Here is a 518-nt window from a genome sequence, read left to right as displayed (position 1 = left end):
GCAGCCAGGGCCGAGCCCGGGATGATCGGAATGTCGTCGCCGGGATATTCGTACGAAGACAGAAGCTCGCGCACTTCCATTTCCACCAGTTCCAGCAGCTCTTCGTCATCCACCTGGTCGACCTTGTTCAGGTAGACGACCATCGTCGGGATGCCGACCTGGCGGCCCAGCAGGATGTGCTCGCGCGTTTGCGGCATCGGGCCGTCGGCCGCGTTCACGACCAGGATCGCGCCGTCCATCTGCGCCGCACCCGTGATCATGTTCTTCACGTAGTCGGCGTGCCCGGGGCAGTCGACGTGGGCGTAGTGACGGTTGTCCGTCTCGTATTCCACGTGCGCCGTCGAGATCGTGATCCCGCGCGCCTTTTCTTCCGGCGCGCCGTCGATCTGGTCATAGGCCTTGAAGTCGCCGAAATACTTGGTGATCGCTGCCGTCAGCGTCGTCTTGCCGTGGTCGACGTGACCGATCGTGCCGATGTTCACGTGCGGCTTATTACGTTCGAACTTTGCCTTTGCCAT

The 518-nt window shown here is 62.0% G+C and carries 1 protein-coding gene; it reads right to left on the bottom strand.

What is annotated here, in order from left to right; translation table 11 throughout:
• Positions 1–518: GTP-binding protein (locus tag D4754_RS23780; protein ID WP_121068647.1), on the bottom strand; the 518-nt coding region annotated here is incomplete at both ends.

This window comes from Chachezhania antarctica (assembly GCF_003646465.1).
Lineage (GTDB): Bacteria > Pseudomonadota > Alphaproteobacteria > Rhodobacterales > Rhodobacteraceae > Chachezhania > Chachezhania antarctica.
The sequence above is the reverse complement of the archived record's forward strand: the minus strand, read 5'-3'. Positions and strand labels throughout refer to the sequence as shown.